Annotated in this window: 11 protein-coding genes; all 11 read left to right on the top strand. The window is 38.8% G+C overall.

The features are described 5' to 3' along the window. The first annotated feature begins 24 nt into the window (after window positions 1–24). Complete coding sequence (locus ACFE6N_RS10570) at window positions 25–1113, top strand: glycoside hydrolase family 99-like domain-containing protein (protein WP_378936256.1); 1089 nt, start codon at window positions 25–27, stop codon at window positions 1111–1113. 2 nt (window positions 1114–1115) lie between these two features. Then, entirely contained in the window at window positions 1116–2054 is a 939-nt protein-coding gene (locus ACFE6N_RS10565; protein ID WP_378936254.1) for a glycosyltransferase family A protein, read from the top strand. A gap of 65 nt (window positions 2055–2119) precedes the next feature. Next, window positions 2120–3286 carry a glycosyltransferase gene (locus ACFE6N_RS10560; protein ID WP_378936252.1) on the top strand — a complete coding sequence of 389 codons (1167 nt, stop codon included), beginning with the start codon at window positions 2120–2122 and terminating at the stop codon, window positions 3284–3286. A gap of 5 nt (window positions 3287–3291) precedes the next feature. Then, the gene (locus ACFE6N_RS10555; protein WP_378936250.1) at window positions 3292–4212 is read left to right on the top strand and encodes an NAD-dependent epimerase/dehydratase family protein; all 921 of its coding nucleotides are present in this window, start codon (window positions 3292–3294) and stop codon (window positions 4210–4212) included. Between the two features lie 50 nt (window positions 4213–4262). Beyond that, window positions 4263–5360 (top strand): glycoside hydrolase family 99-like domain-containing protein, encoded by a 1098-nt coding sequence (locus ACFE6N_RS10550; RefSeq protein WP_378936248.1) that lies wholly within the window; start codon window positions 4263–4265, stop codon window positions 5358–5360. A 16-nt stretch (window positions 5361–5376) separates the two neighbouring features. Continuing rightward, window positions 5377–6483, top strand: a complete 1107-nt coding sequence (locus ACFE6N_RS10545) for a DUF1972 domain-containing protein (RefSeq protein WP_378936246.1) — start codon at window positions 5377–5379, stop codon at window positions 6481–6483. Between the two features lie 363 nt (window positions 6484–6846). Continuing rightward, on the top strand, window positions 6847–8241 hold the full coding sequence (locus tag ACFE6N_RS10540; protein WP_378936244.1) for a UDP-glucose 6-dehydrogenase: 1395 nt from the start codon (window positions 6847–6849) through the stop codon (window positions 8239–8241). Window positions 8242–8414: 173 nt separating this feature from the next. Next, entirely contained in the window at window positions 8415–9803 is a 1389-nt protein-coding gene (locus tag ACFE6N_RS10535) for an undecaprenyl-phosphate glucose phosphotransferase (RefSeq protein ID WP_378936242.1), read from the top strand. A gap of 4420 nt (window positions 9804–14223) precedes the next feature. After that, the gene (locus tag ACFE6N_RS10530; protein ID WP_378936240.1) at window positions 14224–15132 is read left to right on the top strand and encodes a sugar phosphate nucleotidyltransferase; all 909 of its coding nucleotides are present in this window, start codon (window positions 14224–14226) and stop codon (window positions 15130–15132) included. 133 nt (window positions 15133–15265) lie between these two features. Then, window positions 15266–17206: a polysaccharide biosynthesis protein gene (locus ACFE6N_RS10525; protein ID WP_378936238.1), complete on the top strand. Its 1941-nt coding sequence runs from the start codon at window positions 15266–15268 to the stop codon at window positions 17204–17206. Between the two features lies 1 nt (window position 17207). Then, window positions 17208–18818, top strand: coding sequence for a gliding motility protein RemB (locus ACFE6N_RS10520; protein WP_378936236.1), 1611 nt, complete (start codon window positions 17208–17210; stop codon window positions 18816–18818). The last annotated feature ends 920 nt before the right edge of the window (window positions 18819–19738 follow it).

Raw genomic sequence — 19738 nt, 5'->3', positions numbered from 1 at the left:
TGTAATAGAAAATTATAAACATTTATGGAGAAAATTTTAAGGGCACTGGCAATATATCTACCACAATATCATCCGATACCTGAAAACGATGAATGGTGGGGAAAAGGTTTTACAGAATGGCGTAATGTAGTTAAAGGCAAGGTGATCGTTGAGGGTCAGTATCAGCCCCACTTACCGGCTGATTTAGGTTTTTATGATCTACGTTTGCCTGAAATCATGGAAGAACAGGCGAAGTTGGCTCAAGATCATGGCATACATGGTTTTTGTTTTTATCATTATTGGTTTAATGGCAAAAGACTATTAGAAATGCCTGTCAATAATTTTCTGCTTGCAAAAAAACCGGATATTCCATTTTGTTTATGCTGGGCAAATGAAAACTGGTCAAGGAACTGGGATGGTAAGTTTAATGAAAGTTTAATTAAGCAAGACTATTCAGAACAGGATGATCTTGATCATATTAAGTATTTGTGTGAGGATGTCTTTTCTGATGATCGGTATATCAAGATTGAAGGAAAACCAGTATTCGTAATTTACCGGCCCTCTTTGTTCCCTAACATTAACAAGACCATAGAAACCTGGCAGGCTGAGGCGAAAAAATACGGTTATCCGGGCATATATACCGTTTTTTTCTGGGGGTTTGATGCCGGTGTTGAACCGAAAAAGTGGGGGTTTGATGCAGCTGCTCAATTTACACCCAATAAGATGAGTTTTGTACGGAAACGAGCGATATTTTCTGAATTAATGCGTAAGCTAGGTGTTTTTGCACCACTGCGAAGCAGGTTTTTGGTTATAAAATATAAAGAAGTAGTAGACTTCTATAAAAAGTTTGTTTTTCCTAAAAATTTCAGATTGTTCCCATGTGTAACCCCGATGTGGGATAACTATGTTAGGCGCCGTGAAAAAGGCGGAACGATTCTAACACATTCTACCCCTGAACTCTATCAAGACTGGCTGGAGGATGTTTGTGAGAGGTTCGAGCCAAAAGGGGAAGAAAATCTGGTTTTCATCAATGCCTGGAATGAGTGGGCAGAAGGAAATCATTTAGAACCATGTGAAAAATGGGGAAGTAAGTATCTTGAAGCAACTGCAGAAGTCTTAAAGAAATATAAATAACAATGAACATCAATAGCGGACTCTCTATCGTTTTAACTTATTATAAGGGTGAAAAGTATATTTTTCATTGCTTAGACTCAATCTTCCGGTCTTACAAACAAAGTAGGCAGCTTTTAAAAAAAGAGGTGGTAGTTGTTATTGATTCGATGGAAGATGCCGAGAGAATAGCCGATGAGATAACAAAGAGGTATCTGGCTGAAGATATATTGCTGATCATCAATCCGGAAAACTTAGGTGTAGCAAACTCAAGGAATGTGGGGCTTAAAAAGACACAATACAGTTACTATACCATTATTGATCAGGACGATTATGTTAAGGACAATTACTTTACTATACTTGAAGAACAACTTGATCCATCGGTTGCATTGCACATCATTAACGGTGTCTTTCTTTATCACGAGCAGCAAAAAGAGATTCCGATTTATTATATCCCGCCAGATTTTAGGGTAAAGAGTATATTAATGCAAACCACTACAATTTACACTCCGGGTACAGTTATATTTAACAGCAATTTTATCAATAAAGATAATGCATTTATAGATGCCTCTGCGAAGTTTAAAGGTGCTGACGACTGGGCGGCTTACCTAGACATTATTTTCAGGCTTGATCGTGTAAACTTCAAATTTATTAAAGAAAAAATATTTGTATACCGGCTGCATCAAACTAACTATAGTAATAATACGGGGGAAATGGTTTTCTCTTCTATTGCGGTTCTGGATTATTTAGCCAAAAAATATACGATACATAAAGACTTGGTTTTGAGGGCTAAGGAAAGATATAATTTTTTATATGCGCTGAAAGTAGAAAAACAGCGCTCTTTACATATTTTCCGAAAGTTTCCGGGCATATTCATCTTTCATTATTTCACTTCTTTAATGAAGCGGGATAGGATTAATAGGCTGATTTTTCGTCTTGATAAAATCAGGCGGGGAATCAGATAAATACCGTGGTTTGCAATTCAATTTATCATCATCAAAAAACGCTTTAAAAAATAAAATTTAAATACATGAGAAAGAAAGTTCTTTACCTACATGCCAGTGCAGATCTCTACGGAAGTGATTACGTACTCCTTAATTTAATAAAAGGCTTGGACAAGAACATATTTGATACGCTTGTATTATTGCCTTATGAAGGCAGTTTATGTCAGGAGTTTCAAAAGAACAACATTGAATATCTGGTATGTGATTTACCTGTGGTTAGGCGTAGTATGTTTTCACCGATGGGTATCTTCAAGTTTATCATACAGAATTTTAGGTTCTATATTTTTATTTCGAAACTCATAAAAGATCAGCATATCAGTATAATACATACCAATACTTCGGCAGTTTGGATGGGCGGGTTTGCGGCTAAATTACACGGTAAAAAACATATATGGCAGGTGATGGAGCTGGTAGAGAAGCCCAGACCTGTAAGTTATGTAATCAGAAAGTTGGTAGGGATCTTTTCGAGCAAAGTCTTTACGATCTCCAAAGCGGTTAGAACTTTCTTTCTAAAAGTGAATAAAGGGAAAGAAGATAAATTTGAGGTATTATACCATGGCGTAGATTTAAAGGTTTATGATCCTGAGCATAATCATGCAAAAGGCATCAGGGAAAAACTTGGCATTACCGATGATACTGTTGTTATCGGGATGGCTGGGAGAATAAATGGGTGGAAAGGACATGATGTTTTTGTGAAATCAATTCCGCATGTGATCAATAGAATAGATCCAGCGGTAAAAGTGAAGTTTTTGATGCTTGGGGATACATTCAAAGGACAGGAACATTTCCAGGTGGAACTGGAGAAATTAATCTCATCATTGCCTGTATCTTCGTCATTGATGTTTATGGGTTTTCAAAGCAATTTTCAGGATTGGCTGGCTGCAATGGATATTTTTGTGCTTCCTTCAACCTTGCCTGAACCAAATGCAACAGTAACTATAGCGGCAATGGCAATGAAAAAACCTTTAATCGCAACTGCAATTGGCGGTACCACTGAAACAGTTATCGATAATCAAACAGGTTTCCTTATTCCTCCTGATGATGAGAAAGCTTTAGCTGATAAAATCATTTATTTCATAAATCACAATGATAAAATTCGCGAGTTTGGAGAAAATGGATACAAGAGAGCGGAACAATATTTCTCAATGGATAATTATGGAAAAGTAATATCAGAAGAATATCTTAAAAACTAAATAACATGAACAAAAATGTTTTAATTATAGGGGGAAATGGTTTTATTGGATCGCATTTAATTGACCATTTAATTGAGAAGAACTATAAAGTGCGGGTTTTTGATGTATCGTATGAAAGGTTTAGAAATCCATTACCAAATGTTGACTATAGGTTATCGAAACTCGACAATATCCCAGATTTATATGAAGCAATGCTTGGCATTGATATCGTATTCCATTTGGCAAGTGCTTCTGTGCCCAGCACATCAAACGTAGATCAGATAGCTGATGTAAATAATAACCTGATCCCGACATTGAACATTTTGAATTTAATGAATAGGCTTGGGATCAGGAAATTGGTATATTTTTCATCTGGCGGGGCAGTTTATGGCAATACACAACCTGGCTCAATAAATGAGGATGTACCGCTTAACCCCATATCTTCTTATGGTATCGTAAAAGCTTCAATAGAACATTATATCCACTTATATAAACGGTTGTACAACCTGGATTCGCTGATTGTACGCCCATCAAACCCATATGGGCCTAGGCAAGGCCATTTTATTGCTCAAGGGGTAATTTCGACTTTTTTGAGAAAAGTGAGCCAAGATGAAGAGTTATCTGTTTTCGGGGACGGTACTGCGACCAAAGATTATATCTATATCAAAGATTTTGTTGCCATTTTAACTAAACTTATAGAGGTTGAAGCAGAAGGCGTATTTAATTTAGGGAGTGGAACAGGAACATCAATTAATGAGATAATTGAAGAAGTAAATTCTGCTACTGGACGGATTAGTAGAGTAAGTTATACTCCTCAAAAATCTTATGACGTAAGCCATTTTATATTAGATATCTCAAAGCTAAAAGCTACAATTGGTGAGTATAAATTTACTGACCTTAGAGATGGTATAGCAGAAACGTGGAAGTGGATTGAGAGTTTAAAATAGATGTAGAGAAAAAAGATAATTATAGCTAATCCAACATAGATGATCTAGCAATGAATCCATTTGTTCATAGGTTTTCGAAACTTTTATCGGGCCTTCTATTATTTGTTTTTTTTTCGGGTAATAATTCAGCTTTCGCCCAAATAGCGCCCATAAAATTAGGCGCATATTATTTTGATGGCTGGACAGGTCAAACCAACCATATTACAAAAAGTTTAAAAGATAATTTTCCGGAGCGAAAGCCTAAATGGGGTTGGGTAACCAGTACACCTAAAATCATGAAAGCGCAAATAGATGAAGCGGCAAATGCCGGTATTTCATTTTTTAGTTTCTGTTGGTATTATAGTGATTCTGACTCTACCAAACTAAAAAGCAACCCATTGAACAAAGCCCTGGGATTATACCTTTCTTCGCCAAACTCCGGTAGGCTGCAGTTTAATCTTTTAGTGGCAAATCACTTGGGGAGTATCATTGGGCCTAAAGACTGGGATTTCGTCACTTCTGCCTGGATTAGATACTTTAAGGATCCTAAATACCTGAAGGTAGATGCTAAACCATTAATCACAATTTTTGACTTTAGAACGTTGATTCAAGAATTTGGTTCGACGGACGCAGTGAAGAGTGCGCTAAGCCAATTGAGGGCTAAAGCAGAGAAGAGTGGATTAATTGGGGTAACCTGTGCTGCTTGTATAAGCGGTGGGGTTTCTGATAGAATATTAGCTCAAAAATGTGGGTTTGATGTACTTACCGCTTACAATAATCACTCGGCCGGGTTTAAAGGTGCCGTAAAAAAATTACCTATTGATAATCTCACCAGGGCAGACTCGGCTGTGTGGGAGAGTTATAAGACAAGTGTACTGCCATATATCCCGGTGATCACTTTAAATTGGGATCCAAGGCCATGGGGAGATATAAATAAAAACAATTTATCATCGCCCATATACGTTGGCTACAGCCCTGGATCGGTTTACAGTCAAGTTATTGCCATTCGAAACTGGCTTTCCACAAATCCGGTTGCCACCAAAGAAAAAGTAGCCGTAATTTATGCATGGAATGAATATGGCGAGGGTGCATGGTTAACCCCGTCTATAGTTGACAAGGGCAAATACCTATATGAAGTGAAACGGGCATTGAATAAAAAATTATATTAACATTAACTAAAAGATAATGAAATTAGCAATATTAGGTACAAGGGGCATTCCCAATCATTATGGTGGATTTGAACAGTGTGCAGAATACTTGGCTTTGGGTTTGGTAGCAAAAGGATTTGAGGTTATCGTTTATAATTCTCATAATCATCCTTACCAGGAACATGAGTGGAATGGCGTTAAAATAGTTCATTGCTATGATCCTGAGGATAAGTTAGGAACAGCAGGTCAATTTATTTATGACTTAAATTGCATTTTAGACTTGCGTAAGCGTAATTGCGATGTGATTTTGCAATTAGGTTATACCAGCAGTTCCGTTTGGGGCTGGTTGATGCCTAACCATAGTGTAGTGACGACAAATATGGATGGCTTAGAATGGAAAAGAACTAAGTATTCGGAAAAGGTAAAGCGATTTTTAAGATGGGCAGAAAAGTTGGGTGTTAAATACAGTGATCATTTGATTTCAGATTCAATAGGCATTCAAGATTATTTAAAAGAAAAATACAAGAAAGAATCAACATTTATTGCTTATGGTGCTACGCTGTTTGATAACCCAAATGTTAGTGTTCTAAATAATTATGGACTTGAGCCTTATGGTTATGACATGCTAATTGCCCGTTTGGAACCAGAGAATAGCATCGAAGTTATTTTGAACGGTGTAGTTGAAGCTAACCTGGATCGGCCGTTTTTGGTTGTTGGTAAACACAATTCAAAATATGGAGAATACCTGAAGACAAAATTCGGCGATAGAAAAAACATTCAATTTATTGGTGGGATTTATGATATAGAAGTACTAAATAATCTGCGATTTTATTCTAACCTCTATTTTCATGGTCATACTGTAGGCGGCACTAATCCTTCTCTATTAGAGGCAATGGCTTCCAATAGTTTGATTTGTGCGAATGATAATCCTTTTAACAGATACATTCTTGAAGATGATGCACTCTATTTCAATAACTCAGAAGATGTAAAAAGACATCTGCAAACCGTTAGCAATTCCATCGAAAATTACTCGCATATGCTTGAAAATAATAATCGAAAAATCGAAAATATTTACGACTGGAATATCATTGTTGATCAATATGAAGCGCATTTGTTAGACGTTGTTGGTAAATTTAATAGATGATTTTAATAGTAAATTTACAATAGGATAACTGTAAATTTCTAATTTCGTTACCTAGTTTATCACTGAATTCCAAATAGCTTATATTATAGGCCACAGATTGGTGAAAATCGTAATGCGGTTATGTAGAAACTGCGTTTGTTTTATCAATTATGCAGAGAATAACGATAAGTTTAATACATGGGATACATTTGTATAAATATCTCCTTAACATTATGCTGATTAATTAATTTAATAGCCAGGACTTAGGTTAAAATTTGATTTTTGTATGTTTCCTTTTGAAAAAAAAACATTTAAACGTTAAAAAAAGAGTTTACCTTTACATATCTATTAATAAGATTCCACTTCAATCTAATAAACCATTAAATGAGAAAAATTACAAACATTTGTTGCATAGGTGCAGGCTATGTTGGCGGGCCGACTATGGCTGTGGTAGCAAAACAATGCCCGGATATTAAAGTTACCATCGTTGATTTAAACGAAGCGCGTATTGCCGCCTGGAACGATCCTGATGTAAATAATATTCCGGTTTATGAGCCTGGCTTAAGTGAGGTTGTTGCCGAAGCCAGGGGACGGAACCTCTTTTTTTCAACGGATGTAGATCAGGCCATTGCTGAAGCGGAGATGGTATTTATCTCGGTAAACACCCCAACCAAAACCTATGGTTCCGGTAAGGGAATGGGCGCTGATTTAAAATGGATAGAGCTTTGTGCCAGACAAATCGCAAGGGTATCTACTTCCGATAAAATTATTGTAGAAAAATCAACTTTACCTGTTCGTACGGCAGAAGCGGTACGTGATATTCTTCATAACACGGGCAGTGGCGTTAAATTCCAGGTTTTATCTAATCCTGAATTTTTAGCGGAAGGTACGGCAGTGGAAGACCTGTTGAGCCCTGATCGCGTATTAATCGGCGGTGATGATTCTGAAGAAGGCCAGGAGGCCATTGCTGCGCTTGTAGATGTTTACGCCAACTGGATCCCGAGAGAACGGATCCTCACCACCAATGTGTGGTCTTCAGAGCTTTCCAAGCTGGTGGCCAATGCATTTTTAGCCCAGAGAATATCCTCCATCAATGCCATATCTGAATTGTGTGAAAAAACGGAGGCCAACATCAATGAAGTTTCAAGGGCGATTGGTACAGATAGCCGCATCGGGCCAAAATTCTTAAAGGCATCTGTAGGTTTTGGCGGTTCATGTTTTCAAAAGGATATCCTCAATTTAGTCTATATTTCCAGGTCTTTCGGTTTACAGGAAGTAGCCGACTACTGGGAGCAGGTGATTATTATGAACAATCACCAGCGAAAACGTTTTGCTTTAAACATTGTAAAGAGCCTGTACAATACCGTTTCCGGTAAAAAAATTGCTTTTCTGGGCTGGGCCTTTAAAAAAGATACCAATGATACAAGGGAATCTGCTGCGATATATGTAGCCGATGAACTGTTGAATGAACAGGCGTTTATCCAGGTGTATGATCCTAAGGTACAAACAGCGCAGATCTACCATGATCTGGAATATCTGGAAACCCGGTCAGTTGAATCAAACCGGAATGGCGTAAGTGTATATCAGGATCCTTATGAGGCCTGTGATGGCGCACATGCCATAGCCGTTTTAACCGAGTGGGATGAGTTTAAAAACTACGATTGGCAAAAAATCTACGCTAAAATGCTGAAACCGGCGAAGATTTTTGACGGTAGAAATGTGCTGGATCATAAAGCGCTTAGGGAAATCGGTTTTCAGGTAAACGGAATTGGCGTGTAGCCATTCCGTTTACCTTGAGATTAAAAATAGCACTGGTGGTTTTTACATATCAATTTCCAGTTGCAGCGTGTGCGATTATTTACATTACAAATATCAATTACTTTTTACTTCTAATCGCGCTTAGTCCTGAAGATTTGTTTAAATTTGAATTTGTCTAATCCCATTCCTTAAGTATGACCCCAACGCGATACTTATACCTGCTCAAGTATATTTTGCCAGTTACTGACTTAATTATGCTTAACGTGGTGTACTTTGCTGCTTATCATGTTACGCCCTTGTTAGGTAAAAATGTACACAATGAAATGGATAAACACCATGTGGTGGTTTATAATCTGATCTGGCTTTTCGGTTCTGCCATTTTCGGGCTTTATTCATCTTATGGGGCACGAAAACTGGAGCGCATTTACAGGGGTACTTACCGTACCTTGGCGCTGCATTTTGTGTTATACCTCTCCTACCTGTTGTTTTCGGCAGAATACGAGTTTTCAAGAACTTTTTTAATTGTTTTTTATATCGGATTGGTCAGCGCATTTATTCTGAACCGGTTTATAGGCACGTTTATTCAATACGTGGTGATCAACAAATTTAACGCTGCCAAAAAAGTGGCCGTTATGGGGTCGAATGCAACGGCCATCAGGTTATCAGATTATATCCATAAGCAAAGAAGTTTAAATTTCTTTGGATTTGTGGGCGATGACGAGGATATATACGATTCGATGGATGGCAACGACAGGATATCGGCAAAGATACAAACAGCGGTAGAATCTGGCGTAAAAGAGATTTATGTGGCTATCGCACCGCACCGGATGAATGATGTAAGCAGATTGGTGGCGGTGGCAGATCAGCAATGTGTGCGGTTAAAGTTCGTACCTGATATTGGTGGCGCTCTGGCGGCCCCGTATACCATATCGTATATGGGGGGAGAATTTCCGATGATTACCCTGAGGAATGAACCCCTGGAGATTATGGGCAACCGGTTTAAAAAGCGTGCTTTTGATGTAATATTCAGTACTTTTGTAATTGTATTTGTCATGAGCTGGTTATATCCGATCATAGCGATTTTGATTAAAATTCAAAGCCCCGGGCCAGTGCTGTTCAAACAGCTGCGCAGCGGCAGAAATGACGAGCCCTTTTGGTGCTGGAAGTTCAGGAGCATGAAAGTGAATAAGGACAGTGATAAAAAGCAGGCGACCAAAGATGATGACCGCATCACCAAAATCGGGCACTTCCTCCGTAAAACCAGCCTGGATGAAATGCCCCAGTTTTTTAATGTTTTTTTCGGTTCCATGAGTGTGGTTGGCCCCAGGCCGCACATGCTGAAACACACTGAGGAATATAAGAAGATCATTAGCCAGTTTATGGTTCGCCACTTTTTAAAACCAGGAATAACCGGCTGGGCGCAGGTGAACGGGTTCAGGGGCGAAACCAAGGAGAATGATGCCATGGAAAACAGGGTGAAATTTGATATTTTTTACCTCGAAAACTGGACAGCGATGCTTGATGTGAAAATCATTTTTATGACCATTATCAATGTGTTCAGGGGTGAGGAAAATGCTTATTAAATTTTCACTTAAAATCTAAGGGCTCAGGATATTGCTTTTAAAGACGTGCAAAAATTAATTAGCCACAGAAAGACAGAAATCACGGAGGAGATAAAAATTTTTCCGTGTTTTTCGCGCTTCCGTGGCCAACATAACACTTAGGCATGTGCAGAAAGAGCTCGAGCTAACAGAGAAAAGTTAAAAGCGATTTCTCTGGCTAAGGGCTAATCCTGCCCTCAAATTTCAATATTTTTTCGCTTACCGGTGTTCAGCAAATCTGCCCGGTGAGCCTTTCTTTAGATTTATTTTGCTTCCGATCATCAACTTATGGTTTTTGAGTAACTCCTGATGGCTAACTGCCTTGCACATCACAGGCTGCTTAAAATCAATGATGAGGTGGATTCAGCATTTACGGTCCGTTTATCGTTTTCCTGATCCGATATCCATCGGATTTATTTCAGGGAAAGTTGCACGAAGTCAAACCGTTTAACTCAGGTTGAATAATACTAAAAATTGGTATTTTATCCTTTCCAGTATGAATGATAACATTTTCACTTAAAAGCTAGGGGCTCAGGATATTGCTTTTAAAGACGAGCAAAAATTAATTAACCACAGAAACCCAGAAATCACGGAGGAGATTAAAATTTTTCCGTGTTTTTCGTGCTTCCGTGGCAAACATAACGCTTAGGCATATGCAGAAAGAGCTCGAGCTGACAGAGAAAAGTTAAAAGCGATTTCTCTGGCTAAGGGCTAATCCTGCCCTCAAATTTCAATACTTTTTCGCTTACCGGTATTCAGCAAATCTGCCCGGTAAGCTTTTCTTTAGATTTTATTTTACTTCCGATCATCAATTTAAGATTTTGAGTAACTCCTGATGGCAACCTGCCTTGCACATCATGGGCTGCTTAAAATCAATGATGAGGTGGATTCAGTTTACGGTCCATTTATCGTTTTCCTGATCCGATATCCATCGGATTTATTTCAGGGAATGTCGCACGAAGTCAAACCGTTTAACTCAGGTTGAATAATACTAAAATTGGTATTTTATCCTTACCGGTATGAATAGATAACATGTTCACTTAAAAGCTAAGGGCTCAGGATATTGCTTTTAAAGACGAGCAAAAATTAATTAGCCACAGAAACACAGAAATCACGGAGGAGATAAAAATTTTTCCGTGTTTTTCGCGCTTCCGTGGCCAACATAACGCTGAGGCATATGCAGAAAGAGCTGGAACTATCAGAGAAAAGTTAAAAGCGATTTCCCTGGCTAAGGGCTAATCCTGCCCTCAAATTTCAATATTTTTTAGCTTACCGGTGTTCGGCAAATCTGACCGGTGAGCCTTTCTTTAGATTTATTTTACTTCCGATCATCAACTTATGGTTTTTGAGTAACTCCTGATGGCTACCTGCCTTGCACATCATGGGCTGCTTAAAATAAATGATGAGGTGGATTCAGTATTTACTGTCCATTGATCGTTTCACTGATCCGATATCCATCGGATTTATTCCAGGGAATGTTGCACGAAGTCAAACCGTTTAAATCACGTTGAATAATACTAAAAATTGGTATTTTATCCTTTCCAGTATGAATGATAACATTTTCACTTAAAAGCTAGGGGCTCAGGATATTGCTTTTAAAGACGAGCAAAAATTAATTAACCACAGAAACCCAGAAATCACGGAGGAGATTAAAATTTTTCCGTGTTTTTCGTGCTTCCGTGGCAAACATAACACTTAGGCATGTGCAGAAAGAACTAGAACTTACAGAGAAAAGTTAAAAGCGATTTCCCTTGCTAAGGGCTAATCCTGCCCTCAAATTTCAATATTTTTTCGCTTACCGGTGTTCAGCAAATCTGCCCGGTAAGCTTTTCTTTAGATTTTATTTTACTTCCGATCATCAACTTGTGGTTTTTGAGTAAATCCTGATGGCTACATGCCTTACACATCACAGGCTGCTTAAAATCAATGATGAGGTGGATTCAGTATTTACTGTCCGTTTATCGTTTCCCTGATCCGATATCCATCGGATTTATTTCAGGGAATGTTGCACGAAGTCAAACCGTTTAACTCATGTTGAATAATACTAAAAATTAGTATTTTATCCTTACCGGTATGAATAGATAACATGTTCACTTAAAAGCTAAGGGCTCAGGATATTGCTTTTAAAGACGAGCAAAAATTAATTCGCCACAGAAACACAGAAATCACGGAGAAGATTAAAAAATTTTTCCGTGTTTTTCGCGCTTCCGTGGTAAACATAACGCTTAGGCATATGCAGAAAGAGCTCGAGCTGACAGAGAAAAGTTAAAAGCGATTTCTCTGGCTAAGGGCTAATCCTGCCCTCAAATTTCAATACTTTTTCGCTTACCGGTATTCAGCAAATCTGCCCGGTGAGTCTTTCTTTAGATTTTATTTTACTTCCGATCATCAACTTGTGGTTTTCGAGTAACTCTTGATGGCTACCTGCCTTACACATCACAGGCTGCTTAAAATCATTGATGAGGTGGATTCAGTTTACGGTCCATTGATCGTTTCACTGATCCGATATCCATCGGATTTATTCCAGGGAATGTTGCACGAAGTCAAACCGTTTAAATCACGTTGAATAATACTAAAAATTGGTATTTTATCCTTTCCAGTATGAATGATAACATTTTCACTTAAAAGCTAGGGGCTCAGGATATTGCTTTTAAAGACGAGCAAAAATTAATTAACCACAGAAACCCAGAAATCACGGAGGAGATTAAAATTTTTCCGTGATTTTCGCGCTTCCGTGGCCAACATAACGCTTAGGCATATGCAGAAAGAGCTGGAATTAACAGAGAAAAGTTAAAAGCGATTTCCCTTGCTAAGGGCTAACCCTGCCCTCAAATTTCAATATTTTTTCGCTTAGCGGTGTTCAGCAAATCTGCCCGGTGAGCCTTTCTTTAAATTTATTTTACTTCCGATCATCTTGTGGTTTTTGAGTAACTCCTGATGGCTACCTGCCTTACACATCATGGGCTGCTTAAAATCAATGATGAGGTGGATTCAGTATTTACTGTCCATTGATCGTTTCACTGATCCGATATCCATCGGATTTATTTCAGGGAATGTCGCACGAAGTCAAACCGTTTAACTCAGGTTGAATAATACTAAAAATTGGTATTTTATTCTTACCAGTATGAATGGATAACATGTTCACTTAAAAGCTAGGGGCTCAGGATATTGCTTTTAAAGACGAGCAAAAATTAATTAACCACAGAAACACAGAAATCACGGAGGAGATAAAAATTTTTCCGTGTTTTTCGCGCTTCCGTGGCCAACATAACACTTAGGCATATGCAGAAAGAGCTGGAACTATCAGAGAAAAGTTAAAAGCGATTTCCCTTGCTAAGGGCTAATCCTGCCCTCAAATTTCAATATTTTTTCGCTTACCGGTGTTCAGCAAATCTGACCGGTAAGCCTTTCTTTAGATTTTATTTTACTTCCGATCATCAATTTAAGATTTTTGAGTAACTCTTGATGGCTATATGCGTTACACATCACAGGCTGCTTAAAATCAATGATGAGGTGGATTCAGTATTTGCGGTCCGTTTATCGTTTCCCTGATCCGATATCCATCGGATTTATTTCAGGGAATGTTGCACGAGGTCAAACCGTTTAACTCACGTTGAATAATACTAAAAATTGGTATTTTATCCTTACCAGTACTAATAGATGACGCTTAGGGTTAATTGTATCAGTTTTTTTTGGCAGCGACTGAGAGAAGTGATTTGACGGATGAGCGATGCGGATTGCGGAACCGGGTAGAAATCGATTCGTTAGGCTGCAGTTATTGTTTAGGTTTTACTGAAACGTTTTAGTAAATTTTAGTCAATTGATGGCGAGCATTTTGATCAGTGTTGCCCGTGATGAGGTTTTAACTGGTAGTTAAATGATATGGATAGATAGGCCCTGAAAAAGCGGTTTTTTAATGTTAAGAACCGATCCTATAAAATTTTCGTTTACACCGGTAACAGATGTAATGTTTAACGGGAATGAAAGGAAGTATTTTTTTAAAAATGAAATTTCTCGGAATTCGGTTCAGTTCGCTCTTGCATTTAGGACATTGATGCTCTTTTTTAACCACTTCTGCTACTGCCATGATAATAAGAATAGTTTTGTTTGACAAACAATTGGTAACGACATAAATATACTGCGAAGATACCAAAATTAAAGGTCTTTTTCAGGAAAATTGAAGGTTAAATAATTGTGTTTTTTGTGATTTTTAAAATTCTTGATGACTTTAGTCAAGAGTTTTTTTGAATTTTATCGGGGAACTGCTTTTAATATTAAATTATTGTTAATAATGTGTTTTTTTTAGCGTTAATACAGAATAATTGCATCTTTTTTAAGGGTATAAGCCCTTAAATTTGTTTAATTTGTTATTTTTGCGTTATATTTTTAAAAGAAAAGCTAAATGAATAATCTCAACCCCTCTTTGGTCATTCTCGCAGCCGGCATGGCGAGTCGTTATGGTGGCGCTAAACAAACAGAATCTTTTGGTCCGTCAGGCGAAACCATTATGGAATATTCTATTTTCGATGCCATTAAAGCCGGATTTGACAAGGTTGTTTTTATCATCAGGGAAGAGTTTGCTGAATCCTTTAAAGCGGTTATGGAGCCTAAGCTTCAGGGTAAAGTGAAAACCGAATATGTTTACCAGAGCCTGGACCAATTCAGGAACGGCCGGGATTTGCCTGTAGGCCGGGTTAAGCCTTATGGAACACAGCATGCTTTATTGTGTTGCAAAGATGTGCTCGACGCGCCCTTTGCCGTCATTAATGCTGATGATTTTTACGGCTTTGACGCATTCAAAAAGGCCTATGGATTTTTAACTGAAGCCGTTCAGGATGGTAAATACGCTTGCCTGGGTTACCAGTTAAAAAATACACTCAGTGAACACGGCGCAGTTACACGTGGTGAAATAAAAGTAGATGTAGCGGGTGATATTACAGGGATTACCGAGCGGAAAGAGATTTTTAAACGTGATGGTAAGGCATTTAGGGTAAGTGAAGGGGATCCGTTAGAGATGGATTTACTGACGCCGGTGAGTATGAATTTTTTCTGTTTTACACCCTCATTTGTGAGATGGAGCGAAGGTGAATACGATAAATTCCTGGATCGGCATGACGCCGATTTGAAGTCGGAATTTCTGATCCCTGAAGTGGTGGATAAACTGATCAGTGCTGGTGAAGGCGTAGTGAGCCTGGTTAAAACCGAAGCCAGGTGGTTCGGCGTAACTTTTAAAGAAGATGCTGAAATTGTGCGGGCTGAACTTGATCAATTGACCACAGGCGGGGAGTATCCAAAAAACCTTTGGGCATAAGTTGCAAATTAACCTTGCTCAAGGCCTTAAACTTTTTTAAGTGCCTTGAGCCGGCACAAACACTTAATGATAAATGGCAGGATTATTGCTGTTGGGTGTTTATCTTTGATATGCAAACTTAGCCTATAAAACATTGTTTACACAAATTAATATCGTTCCCCGTTGGATTATTTTCAGTCTTGATCTGACTTGTTGTTCACTGGCGATGATTTTCGCCTATATGTTAAAGTTTAATTTAAACTTAACATCTGTGGATATCTACCAATTGTCAAGTAATTTACTGCTGTTGCTGTTGATTAATTCGATAGTGTTCCTGTGTACCAAAAGCTATTCCGGTATCATCAGGTATACAAGCGCACAAGACTCCATCAGGATATTATCCTCAGTTTTGATCTCCACCGGCGCATTTTTCATATTCAATTTAGCCGCCATTAGTTTTTTAAAAAAGCCGCTGATCCCAAATACGGTACTGATTATTGGAGGCTTATTCAGTTTTCTTTTCCTGATTTCCTACCGGGTTTTTATCAAGTACTTTTTTATGTACATCAAAAATCTGAAACTGGACAAAAAAAAGGTCATCATTTATGGTGCTGGTGAAGCGGGTATGGCTACCAAAAGAACTTTTGACCATGATGATAAGGTTAATAAAAATATCGTTGCCTTTGTTGATGACGATCAACGTAAGATTGGTAAGGCCATTGATGGTGTAAGTATCCTGGATGCCCGAAATCTGGAGCATTTAATTGCCAAACATGAGATAGATGAAATTATTTTCGCATCTTATACCATACCTGCCGAAAAAAGAGATGCGATTGTAGACCTGTGTTTGGAGCATGACATTAAGGTATTGAACATACCCCCTGCTGATGCCTGGACCAATGGAAAATTACAGCCGGCACAGATTCAAAAACTGAATATTGAGGATTTGCTGAACAGGAAACCGATCAGGATAGATATTGAAGGGATTGGAAAGATGCTGCACAAAAAACGCATTCTGATTACCGGGGCTGCAGGTTCTATCGGGAGTGAAATCGTCAGGCAGTTATCAAAGTTTGATATAGGGCTGATCATCTTATGCGATCAGTCTGAAACCGCGCTGCACGAACTTTACCTCGAGCTGGATGAAAGCGACCGCACTAAAAATTACCAGGCTTTTGTAGGCGATGTACGGGATGAACAGCGCATGGACAAACTGTTTAACATGTACAGGCCGGATTACGTTTATCATGCAGCTGCGTACAAACATGTTCCTTTGATGGAGGATAATCCTGCAGAAGCCATAAAAGCAAATGTACTGGGTACAAAAACAGTTGCCGATAAAGCCGTTAAATATGGGGTTCAGAAGTTCGTCATGATCTCAACCGATAAAGCGGTAAATCCGACCAACATTATGGGGGCATCCAAAAGAATTGCGGAGATTTATGTCCAGTCACTCAATAACTCACTCGGACAGCGGGATTTTCTTTTCAGCAACGGACTCAGTTATATTAACCGGCTTGAAAAAAGACCTGCAACCAAGTTCATTACCACCAGGTTTGGCAATGTACTTGGGTCTAACGGATCGGTGATTCCGCGTTTCAGGCAGCAGATCGAAAAAGGTGGCCCGGTAACGGTTACCCATCCTGATATCACCCGGTATTTTATGACCATTCCGGAAGCCTGCAGATTGGTGCTTGAAGCCGGCTGTATGGGAAATGGTGGAGAAATATTTGTTTTTGATATGGGTAAATCTGTACGGATTTTTGACCTTGCCAAAAAAATGATCAAGCTGGCCGGACTTGAGCCGAACGTAGATGTTAAAATAGAGTTTTCAGGTCTTCGTCCCGGAGAAAAACTTTATGAAGAATTGCTAAACGATAACGAAAATACAATGCCTACCCATCATGAGAAAATTATGATTGGTAAAGTGAGGGAATATGTATTTGATGAAGTGGCCAGCAATATCGCCGAACTGATCAAATCTGCTAAACAGGATGATGATATGCAGGTGGTAACCAATATGAAGAAAATGGTTCCGGAGTTTAAGAGTATGAATTCGATATTCGAAGAACTGGACCATTTGATTAATGAATAAAATGAAGAAATTTTTTGTTCTGGCTGTAATGGCCTTTTCAGTGACGCATGCATGGGGTCAATCTACTCCAAACGTTAATATCCCTTATGATTACCAGTTTTACCAGAAATTAAATCAGCAGATTTATAGTCAGGACAATAAGTTCCATTCTTCGATCAAGGGGATTTATTCAGATGGAACTGAAATTGCCACACACTACGATTCGTTAATGAAAGTTGGTGTAGATACGCTAAACAGACGATCATGGGTACATAGAAAGCTGTTCAGTGAACATTTATTAGAATTTAATGGTGAGGATTATAAAGTTTATGCTGATTTTCTGCCCGATTTTCAGGTCGGTAGGGATTTTAGTGGTAAGCGAAGTACCTGGTTAAACACCAGGGGTTTCCAGGTTGGCGGGACAGTGGGTAAACAGTTCTCGTTTTATCTGAACGGATTTGAGAACCAGGGTAAATTTGTTGATTATGTCAATAGATACATCGTCGCTAATCAGGTTGTGCCGGGCCAGGGTTCCGGAAAATTAGGAACGGATAAACAAGACTGGTCATATGTAACTGCGTTATTATCGTATACCCCTAACGCACACCTTAACTTATCACTCGGCTACGACAAAAACTTTATTGGTGATGGTTACCGTTCCATGCTCCTTTCGGATGTATCTTCCAATTATTCGTTTTTTAGGGTAAGGGCCACACTTGGTGCCGTGCAGTACCAGACCATTTTCGCCTATATGCTTGATCCAGGAGCACCAAAACTGACTACAGACCGCAGACTGGGTGACCGGGGAAAATGGATGGCCGCACATTATGTAGACTGGAATGTGACCAAAAAATTCTCTGTAGGGTTTTTTCAGGCCGTTACCTGGGCAGATGCTGAAGTAGAAGGCAAACGTGGCTTTGATTTTAATTACGTACATCCTTTTATATTTTTAAGACCGGTAGAAAACACCAATACCACCTCACCAGATAAAATGAGGTTAGGTTTTAATGTAAAATATGAAGTTTTAAAAAATACCGCTCTTTACGGGCAGTTTATGTTTGATGAGTTTACCGCAAAAGAATTTTTTGCAGGAAACGGATACTGGGCCAATAAATATGCCGTTCAATTGGGATTGCGCGGTTCAGATCTTTTTAAGGTTAAACGGCTTAATTATCTGGCAGAATTTAATACTGCCCGCCCCTATACATACGCCCATTTCGACAGGTTATCAAATTATGCCAACTACAACCAACCCCTTGCTCACCCTTATGGCGCTAATTTCAGGGAATTTTTAGGGATTTTGAACTACAGTTACAAGCGTTTTGATGTACAGGGAGAAGCACTTTACTCGAGGTATGGTAAAGATCCTGCTGGTCTAAATTATGGCGGTGATATTTTTAAAAGTTACAATACACGCGCTTTGGACTATGGCAGTAAAATTGGCCAGGGGATCAAAACGAATCTGTATTATGCCCGTGCACAGGTTTCTTATCTTCTAAATCCAAAATACAACCTGCGCCTGGAACTGGCCGGAACGCTCCGAAGGGAAAGTAATGTTACTGCTGTTGAGAATAGTAGTTTAGTCACTTTCGGCATCAGAAGCAGTTTCAGAAATATATACCACGATTTTTAACAGACAAAGTTGCTGTTTAACCTGAGTTTTGGCTCTTAAGTTCGTCATTGCGAACTGAAGAAAGGATTCCGCCGGGGAGTGAAGCAATCTTTTTGATAAACTGTATCATCATTTGTATGTTAAAGAATGGCCATCCTTTCGACGTTAACGGAGAATCTATGGAGGATATTGCGACTAAATTCATTGTTATAGCGTTACGATGCAATCGTTAATTTATTGATGCACGCGTAAGAAACGCGCGCAAGCGTGGAATATATACCACGATTTTTAACAGACAAAGTTCCTATTTTAACCGGAGTTTTGGCTCTTAGCTTCGTCATTGCGAACTGAAGAAAGGACTTCGCCGGGGAGTGAAGCAATCTTTTTTGATCATAATTACATGATAGATTGCTTCGGCTCGCGCATATGCCACCTTATAATGACGAATTATATTTGTAATAACCTGATAGTCAACTATCAATATCCATCACTCACGTTATTCACCTTAGAGAGAAAAAGATAACTGAGGAGACTGTATCATCATTTGTATTTTATAGAATGGCCACCCTTTCTACCCTAACGGAGAAATCTATGGAGGCTATTGCGACTAAATTCATTGTAATAGCGTTACGATGCAATCGTTAATTTATTGATGCACGCGTTAGAAACGCGCGCAAGCGTGGCTGTATCATCATTTGTATTTTATAGAATGGCCATCCTTTCTACCCTAAGGGAGAAATCTATGGAGGCTATTGCGACTAAATTCATTGTTATAGCGTTACGATGCAATCGTTAATTTATTGATGCACGCGTAAGAAACGCGCGCAAGCGTGGAATATATACCACGATTTTTAACAGACAAAGTTCCTATTTAACCTGAGTTTTGGCTCTTAGCTTCGTCATTGCGAACTGAAGAAAGGACTTCGCCGGGGAGTGAAGCA

The sequence above is a fragment of the Pedobacter sp. BG31 genome, from assembly GCF_042464845.1.
Taxonomy (GTDB): Bacteria; Bacteroidota; Bacteroidia; order Sphingobacteriales; family Sphingobacteriaceae; genus Pedobacter; species Pedobacter suwonensis.
Note: the sequence above shows the minus strand (reverse complement) of the source record. Positions and strands in the feature narration are given on the sequence as shown.

Excerpts from the sequence above, each read along its gene's own strand:
- ACFE6N_RS10570 (WP_378936256.1), top strand. The coding sequence starts at position 25 with ATGGAGAAAATTTTAAGGGCACTGGCAATATATCTACCACAATATCAT.
- ACFE6N_RS10550 (WP_378936248.1), top strand. The coding sequence starts at position 4,263 with ATGAATCCATTTGTTCATAGGTTTTCGAAACTTTTATCGGGCCTTCTA.
- ACFE6N_RS10530 (WP_378936240.1), top strand. The coding sequence starts at position 14,224 with ATGAATAATCTCAACCCCTCTTTGGTCATTCTCGCAGCCGGCATGGCG.
- ACFE6N_RS10560 (WP_378936252.1), top strand. The coding sequence starts at position 2,120 with ATGAGAAAGAAAGTTCTTTACCTACATGCCAGTGCAGATCTCTACGGA.
- ACFE6N_RS10545 (WP_378936246.1), top strand. The coding sequence starts at position 5,377 with ATGAAATTAGCAATATTAGGTACAAGGGGCATTCCCAATCATTATGGT.
- ACFE6N_RS10535 (WP_378936242.1), top strand. The coding sequence starts at position 8,415 with ATGACCCCAACGCGATACTTATACCTGCTCAAGTATATTTTGCCAGTT.
- ACFE6N_RS10520 (WP_378936236.1), top strand. The coding sequence starts at position 17,208 with ATGAAGAAATTTTTTGTTCTGGCTGTAATGGCCTTTTCAGTGACGCAT.
- ACFE6N_RS10540 (WP_378936244.1), top strand. The coding sequence starts at position 6,847 with ATGAGAAAAATTACAAACATTTGTTGCATAGGTGCAGGCTATGTTGGC.
- ACFE6N_RS10555 (WP_378936250.1), top strand. The coding sequence starts at position 3,292 with ATGAACAAAAATGTTTTAATTATAGGGGGAAATGGTTTTATTGGATCG.
- ACFE6N_RS10565 (WP_378936254.1), top strand. The coding sequence starts at position 1,116 with ATGAACATCAATAGCGGACTCTCTATCGTTTTAACTTATTATAAGGGT.